Annotated in this window: 6 protein-coding genes; 5 read left to right on the forward strand and 1 reads right to left on the reverse strand. The window is 61.2% G+C overall.

The genetic code is table 11. The features are described 5' to 3' along the window. Positions 1–263 precede the first annotated feature (263 nt). The 5 genes from AC630_RS29885 to AC630_RS29905 all read left to right on the forward strand — a co-directional run bounded on the left by AC630_RS29885 (position 264) and on the right by AC630_RS29905 (position 5,679). Positions 264–602: an XRE family transcriptional regulator gene (locus AC630_RS29885; RefSeq protein WP_074122068.1), complete on the forward strand. Its 339-nt coding sequence runs from the start codon at positions 264–266 to the stop codon at positions 600–602. Between the two features lie 509 nt (positions 603–1,111). Then, entirely contained in the window at positions 1,112–1,564 is a 453-nt protein-coding gene (locus AC630_RS29890; RefSeq protein WP_074122069.1) for an RbsD/FucU family protein, read from the forward strand. A 291-nt stretch (positions 1,565–1,855) separates the two neighbouring features. Further along, a complete protein-coding gene (locus AC630_RS29895) occupies positions 1,856–3,514 on the forward strand; it encodes a type 2 periplasmic-binding domain-containing protein (RefSeq protein ID WP_074122070.1) in 1,659 nt (552 codons plus the stop codon). 98 nt (positions 3,515–3,612) lie between these two features. Then, on the forward strand, positions 3,613–4,731 hold the full coding sequence (locus AC630_RS29900; protein WP_074122073.1) for a carbohydrate ABC transporter permease: 1,119 nt from the start codon (positions 3,613–3,615) through the stop codon (positions 4,729–4,731). A gap of 87 nt (positions 4,732–4,818) precedes the next feature. Further along, positions 4,819–5,679, forward strand: coding sequence for a carbohydrate ABC transporter permease (locus AC630_RS29905; protein ID WP_502691548.1), 861 nt, complete (start codon positions 4,819–4,821; stop codon positions 5,677–5,679). Positions 5,680–6,360: 681 nt separating this feature from the next. Here the strand turns inward: AC630_RS29905 and AC630_RS29910 are convergent. Then, on the reverse strand, positions 6,361–6,567 hold the full coding sequence (locus AC630_RS29910) for a hypothetical protein (protein WP_074122072.1): 207 nt from the start codon (positions 6,565–6,567) through the stop codon (positions 6,361–6,363). Positions 6,568–7,221 lie beyond the last annotated feature (654 nt).

Here is a 7,221-nt window from a genome sequence, read left to right on the forward strand (position 1 = left end):
CCGCGTCGCTCAAAACCAAACGATCCATCACACCCAAGGCGACCTCCCCAAAAGAAGCCTTGAATCTGATTTGCACTTAAATGGGAATCCTTAGAGTCCACACCACCTAGGGGACGTACTTTTCCTGTGGCCGCAGCCACGGGGATAACGTGTCCCCCAATAAAATGTCCCCTACTTAGGTAGGTAGAAAGCGAACCCCGCCGGCGACGGCGGGGTGTTTCTTTTTTGGCGCCTACGGCTATTTTCTGCGAGGAGGCTGTCGGATGACCGATGACGAAGACCTGACGATTTCCGGCGGCGACGACTTCCTCGCCGAGCAGGGCATTGCGGATCCCGCCGAGTTCAGGGTCAAGAGCCATCTGTGCCATGAGATCGCGACGATCGCCGAAAGGCGCGGCCTAACGCCGGCAGACGTTGCCAAGCTCGCCGGCGAGGCGGAGCAGGACCTCGATCGGATCATGAACCATCGACATGACGGCTATGAGGTGTGGCGCCTGATCAAGGTCCTAACCGCGTTGGGCGCCGATGTCGGCATCCATGTGCTCCCGGACAGCGGTCGCGACCGGGGCATCGTACTGTCGGAGACGATCCGGACGGACTAGGAGCAGATCCTGCGTGACCTCGCCTAGATGGACGAGGTCGACTACCAGCCGGAGCCCCGTCTGTAGATCATGCCAGAAGACGTCGCAGACACTCCTTCAAGCCGTCCACGGTATAGGGCTTGGTGCGGCCGCGCAGGAGCTCGATGAGCTCCAGGCGAGCATTCCCATGAGCTGGGCGGCCGTGGCATGGTCAGTCCACGTTCCTCCATGACCTCCGTGATTTCGATGACGACGTTTGCCTTCGAAAGACGTGTCTCGGGATCGGGAAGGCCAAGATCGGCAAAGACGTTCCCTGAGCCGACAACGCCGATCGACGTCTTTCTCGTCCCAGTTTGGCGAGTGGTCATCTGACGGGCCGTCACCTGAGCGCGGCTCTAGGCGAACCAACGTAGTCCAGTTCGAGCCGAATTGAGCCGGACTACGGACTATTGCGTCGATATGGACGGCGGCGCCCTGACGTTGGATAGTCGTCAATCCAAAAAGGTGATCCGCGTCCCGGGAGGCGTTGCATGCTGAAATCGATCGACCCGCTTCTGAATGCTGATGTTCTTTACGCGCTGAGGTCCATGGGCCACGGCGACGACCTCGTGCTTTGCGACACCAATTTTCCCGCCGATGCCGTCGCACGGCAGACCGTACTGGGCAAGCTGATCCGCATCGACAATGTCACCACTGCGCGCGCCGCGCGCGCGATTCTCTCGGTGCTGCCGCTCGACAGCTTTGTCGACAAGCCGGCCTCCCGCATGGAGATCGTCGACCAGCCCAACGAGATCCCGCCCGTTCAGCGCGAGGTTCAGGCCGAAATCGACGCGGCAGAGGGGCGCTCCTCGCCAATGGGCTCGGTCGAGCGCTTTGCCTTCTATCAGCTTGCGAAGCAATCCTATTGCGTGATCCAGACCGGGGAGCGACGCTTCTATGGCTGCTTCATTTTCAAGAAGGGCGTCATCCCGCCCGATGCTTGACCTGCCGGGGAAACGGACTGCGCGACACGTCCGGCACAAGACATCGAGATGATGTCGCGCGCAAACATCCATCTTGCGGCGCGGCATCGCGAAACTTCTCTTCGTTTCTGATGGGTGGTCGGCGGCTTCAACTCCGCGTGCTTTCGTTGACATTAATGGGCGCCGCTGCATACTCAACGTGGCCCCCTGTCACCCATCACGACGACACCGAAGTCCACGAGCGTCACGTCCTCTATCTGCTCCGGTGCTTCAGACTTCACATCAAGAAGGTCCAAAAGGGAGGGTATCGCGGTGAAGCAGCAAGATCATGATCGGCATTCCGCAGTGCATCCGAACCGACGCACCGTGCTGAAAGGCGCGGCAAGCGCTGCAGCATTGGGTACGAGTGGCGCGCTCGGCACGTTCTCGGAGCTCGCGCTTGCGCAAGCCAATCTGCGCGCGCAGATCACGCAAATTCCGGGCGTCGGCAAAGGCGCGCCGACGGATTCCGACTGGCAGAAGGTCGGCGAGCTCTGCCTCGGCCCGACCAAGGCGAGCATCAAGGAGGGCGAGTTCAAGGGGGTCGAGCTCTCTTTCATGGGGCTCAACAATCAGAACCTGCACAACCTCCTGTTCCGCGGCTTCCTTAAACCATGGGAGGCCTATACCGGCGCGAAAATCTCCTGGATCGATCTTGCGCAGGCCGACTACAACCCGCGCCTGCAGCAGGCGATCGCGACCGGCACGGTCGACTTCGACATCCTCGAGATGGGCGCGCCCTTCGAAGGCGACGTCTGCGGCAAGGGGCTGGCGTCCGAGATGCCGGACTGGGTCAAGAAGCAGATCGATATCGATGACTATGTCGACTATCTGAAGCCGCCGGTCGGAACCTGGAACGGCAAGACCTATCGCGTCACCATCGACGGCGACTGCCACAACTTCAACTACCGCACCGACGTGTTCTCCGACCCTGCCCTCGCCAAGGCTTGGAAAGACGCCGGCAATGCCGGCGAATGGGGCGTGCCGAAGACCTGGCAGCAGGTCCAGGCGGTGACGAAATTCCTCAAAGGCAAGAAGATCAAGAACCAGAACGTGTTCGGCTATCTCGACGCACCAAAGCCATGGGGCGGGTTCGGCTTCTATTTCCTCGGCAGCCGCGCCTCGGCCTATGCCAAGCACCCCGACGACAAGGCCTGGCTGTTCGACATCGACACGATGAAGCCGCGCATCAACAATCCGGCCTGGGTCCGCGCTATCCAGGACGTGATCGACGCGCTGCCGTTCGAGCCGGCCGATCAGCTCAACGCCGATCCGAACACCACCGGCTTCCAGCAGTTCCTGGCCGGGATCGGCTCGATGATCCCCTGGTGGGGCGACATCGGCCAGGTCGCGAAGGCGAGCGACACCTCGGTGATCGGCGATATCGTCGGTTTCGACATCCTGCCGGGATCGGACGACGTCTACAATTCCAAGACCGGAAAATGGGACAAGCTCGCGAGCGGTCCGAACCATGCGCCGAACTGCGCTTATCTGGGTTGGGGCGTCTATGTAATGGCCCGCGTCAATGCCGACGAGAAGAAGCACAAGGCGGCCTGGAGCGCGGCCGCGCATCTCGGCGGCAAGGACCTGTCGCTCTGGATGGTGATGTATCCGTCGGGCTTCCAGGCTCACCGCACCAGCCACTTCCAGTACGATGAGTGGGTCGCAGCGGGCTATGACAAGAAGTACATCACGTCTTATCTGAACTCACAGCTCGGCTCGTACAATCATCCGAACCGTGCGGTCGAGCCGCGCATCCCCGGCATCTTCCAGTACTACAGCATCGCGGAAGACGAGTTGACGAAGATTTTCGCCGGCAAGGTCGACGCACAGACCGGAGCGAACAACATTGCTGCCTCCTGGGAAAAGCTGACCGACCAGATCGGCCGCGAACGGCAGATCGGGCTCTATAAGGCCTCGCTCGGCGTGTAGCGCGCCCACGCAAGATCCCCTACCCTCGGCTGGCGCTCCCGGCGCCAGCCGAAAACCTGCCCGGCGCCAGGAGCCGGCACCGAATGCAGCTCATCTCGATGCAGAATTCTGTACCCGACAGCAACGACCTGCACCACCAGCCAGTGACGAAGCGCGCGCCCGGCAGCAGAAAGGCTGCCGGCCGCGCGCTTGTTCTGCTGGCGTCGCTCGGCTTCCTGCTTGTGCTCCTCACTCAGGTCTTGCGCACGACCGGCACGATCGCCGCCGGATTTCCCGATTGGCGGCCGATCCTCATCGCCTATCTCGTCTGGACCGTTGCATTTGGTGTCGGGCAAGTCTTGACCCGCGGCGAGCGTGGCAAGCGCGCGCTGTTCCTGCTGCCGGCGGTGTTCTTCACGGTTGCCGTCGTGATCTTCCCGACGATCTTCGGGATCTATATCGCCTCGCTCGACTGGAATCTCAGCTCGATCGAGGGCCCGCGCTTCAGCGGCTTGGATAATCTGAGGGGAATGCTGAACGACACCTATTACTGGAATGCGCTCGGCAACATGGTCTTTTACACCGTCGCGGTGCTCGGCGAATACGCGATCGCGTTTGGACTGGCGCTGTTACTCAGTGCCGAGATCCGCGCACGAAGAATCTTCCGCGTGGTCTTCCTGCTGCCGATGATGCTCAGCCCCGTCGCGGTGAGCTGGATGATCGGCAAGTCACTGCTGGAATACCGCTTCGGCCCAGCGGCGACGCTGGCGCGCTATCTCGGCTGGGACAACCCGGCATTCTTCGCCTCGCCGACGATGGCGCGCTTCAGCATCCAGGCGATGGACGCCTGGGTCTCGATCCCATTCATTATGATCATCCTGCTCGCAGGCCTGCAAGCGATGCCGAAGGAGGTGCAGGAAGCCGCCAAGGTCGACGGCGCGAATGGCTGGCAATCATTCTGGCACGTCACTTTCCCGATTATGCTGCCGGTTAGCATCACCGTCCTGATCATCCGCATCATCTTCAAGCTGAAGCTCGCCGACATCGTGATCAACGTGACGGCTGGCGGTCCCGGTGGTGCCACCGACACAGTGTCGAGCTTCATCTACCGCGTCTACCGCGACCGTTCGAACGTCGGATACGGCACGGCGCTCGCCATGGTCTATCTGCTGCTGATCATCGTGCTGCTGACGCTGATGCTGCGCCTGTCGAGGCGCTGGACACAGAATGTCGCATAGATCGCAAAGGAGTTTGAGCGCTTGGCTATCTCGACGGTGGCATCGAACCCGATCCGAAAACGTCCAGCAGCGCCGCGCCCCAGGCGGATTCTGGGTCGCACGCTGATCTACGCCGCATTGCTGCTCTGGACCTTCATCTGCCTGTTTCCGATCTACTGGACCGTCACGACCTCATTCAAATCAGCGGTCGATGTGACGCAGGCGCACCTGATCCCCTGGATCGATTTCCAGCCGGACTGGAAAGGCTGGCGCTCGCTCGGCCTGTCGCCCGATACGCTTTTCGGGACCTCGACTGCACGCTCCGAATTCATGAACCGCTTCATCAACAGCATCATCACTTCGGTCGGCGCATCGCTGCTCGCGCTCGTGCTGGGATCGCTCGCCGCCTATGGCTTGAGCCGCTTTCGCTATAAATTCGCCTGGTTGCGCAATGACGATATCCTGTTCTTCTTCATGTCGCAGCTGATTCTGCCGCCGGTCGTTCTCGCGCTGCCGTTCCTCGTGCTCTACAAGGCATTGGCACTGCTCGACACGACGTTTGGCCTCATCCTGCTTTACACGCTGACGGTGCTGCCGATCGTCATCTGGATCATGCGCGACCAGTTCAATGCGATTCCGATCGAGCTCGATGAGGCCGCAGCCGTGGACGGCCTGTCGACCTGGGGCGCGTTCCTCCGCATCATTCTGCCTCTCGCGGTGCCCGGCATGGTCGCCGCGTTCATCCTCTCGCTGGTGCTGTGCTGGAACGAATATTTCTTTGCCGCCCTGCTCACCAGCACCGACGCGAAGACCCTGCCGGTAATGGTGGCGAGCCAGACCGGCTCGCAGGGCATCAACTGGTGGTCGATGGCGGCGCTGTCGACGGCGGCGATCGCACCGCTCGTCCTGGTCGGAATCTTCCTCGAGCGCTACATCGTCAGCGGCCTGACGACAGGCGCCGGAAAATAGCAGCGACCAGGTCGCGTTGCGCATCGACCCCTGTGGTAGATCCACCCGGCCGTCCGACGGCCGACAAGCGCCAGCCCGACCAGGCCAATGCCCACGAAGGTCTCGATGGCCTCGCGGATCAGCACCCTGCACCCTCGGCCTGGCAGCCACCGATATTTGTCTTCCCCTCTCGAGCCACAGTGTCCAAGCACGATGAACGGAAGGCGATGCATCGATCCTCGGCGTCTGTGATTGTAAGTTCGTGGATACGGGATTGTCATCGATTTTAGCGACACCGACGATGTCGGCCCTGCCGAACACTGTCTCCACATCCATACCGCAAATCCAGTCCGGAGCACCGGCTTTATCAGCTACATCCGCGACGGCCATGATCGGCACAACTGGAACGACGTCATCGATTTCCGCGACACCGACGATGTCGGCCCTGCCGAGCACTGTCTCCACATCCATCATGAGCGGCACAACCATGACGTCGTCGACCACGGTGATGTAAGCGAATCCGTTGGGAACCATTCTCTCGCCAATCGGCGTCAGCTCGACCGGGACGATAACGCCACTGACCCCAGTCGGCAGCCCGTCGACCGTCGTGTGCAGCGACATTCCAGGAGGTCCACCGACCAACGGCGCAGCTTTGCCACTCACGACCCCCGAAATTCCGAGCAGCCCCCCGCGTGGCGCGATTCAGCCTGTAATTACAGATCTTGCGAGCACCAGCATCACTCCGACCATGGCCGTTGTACCGACGCCGAACTCGGCGGCATGCAGCGAGAGCGTCAGTATGAGCCTTGCAAATCCCGCCATGATGGCACCGGCCAACGCGACGGGAGCTCCGGCGACCCCTGGCGTTTCACCACCATCGGCAAATCCCGCCACGACGGGGCCGGCCAACGCAACGGGCGCTCCGGCAACCCCCGGCGTTTCGCCACCATCGGGCTGCTGACCCAGTCAAAGCCACGCTAGTCTGGACTAGCTAGGCCGTGTACCCATCTGTGGACGCCCCGCGAGATGCAAGCGGTTTTTGAAGAGCATTGACGCGAAGTCGGGTGCTACCATCTGTCCGGCCTCTAATGCAGCGATGGAGCTGCGGGCCCGTATGGGAGTTCGCAGACCGGAACCAAATCATAAACGCGCGCTCTGAACGCACGATGGGTACACCTGGCTTTTCCGGCCTCGTCTCGCCGACTGTTGTGCCATACCCTCCTTCGACCGACTACACCTCAACTACACGGCGCATGTCGCGGATAGCCAAAGGTCCTAAACAGGACCCGCTGGTCCCAGATACAAGCGCTCGCGCAAGATAGCCAAAAGTGGCGCTCTCCAGTTCCATCGGCGAGGCAACTGTGCTCGCAGTCAGAAAGCCAGCGAGAGAGGCCGGCGTTCTCCTCGGTCTCGAAGGATGGGCTATGCCCCACAGCATTGACATAGACCAAGAACACAGCCGGGCAATTATGAAAGTGATTGGCCAGCAACTGCGCGCGTCGCTGAGGCTTGAGCCGGAACAACCGGAGAGTCTTAGAGCGCAAATCCAACGGCTTCGGGAAT

Origin of the sequence: Bradyrhizobium sp. AS23.2, from assembly GCF_001908185.1 — a bacterium.
Classification (GTDB): Bacteria; Pseudomonadota; Alphaproteobacteria; order Rhizobiales; family Xanthobacteraceae; genus Bradyrhizobium.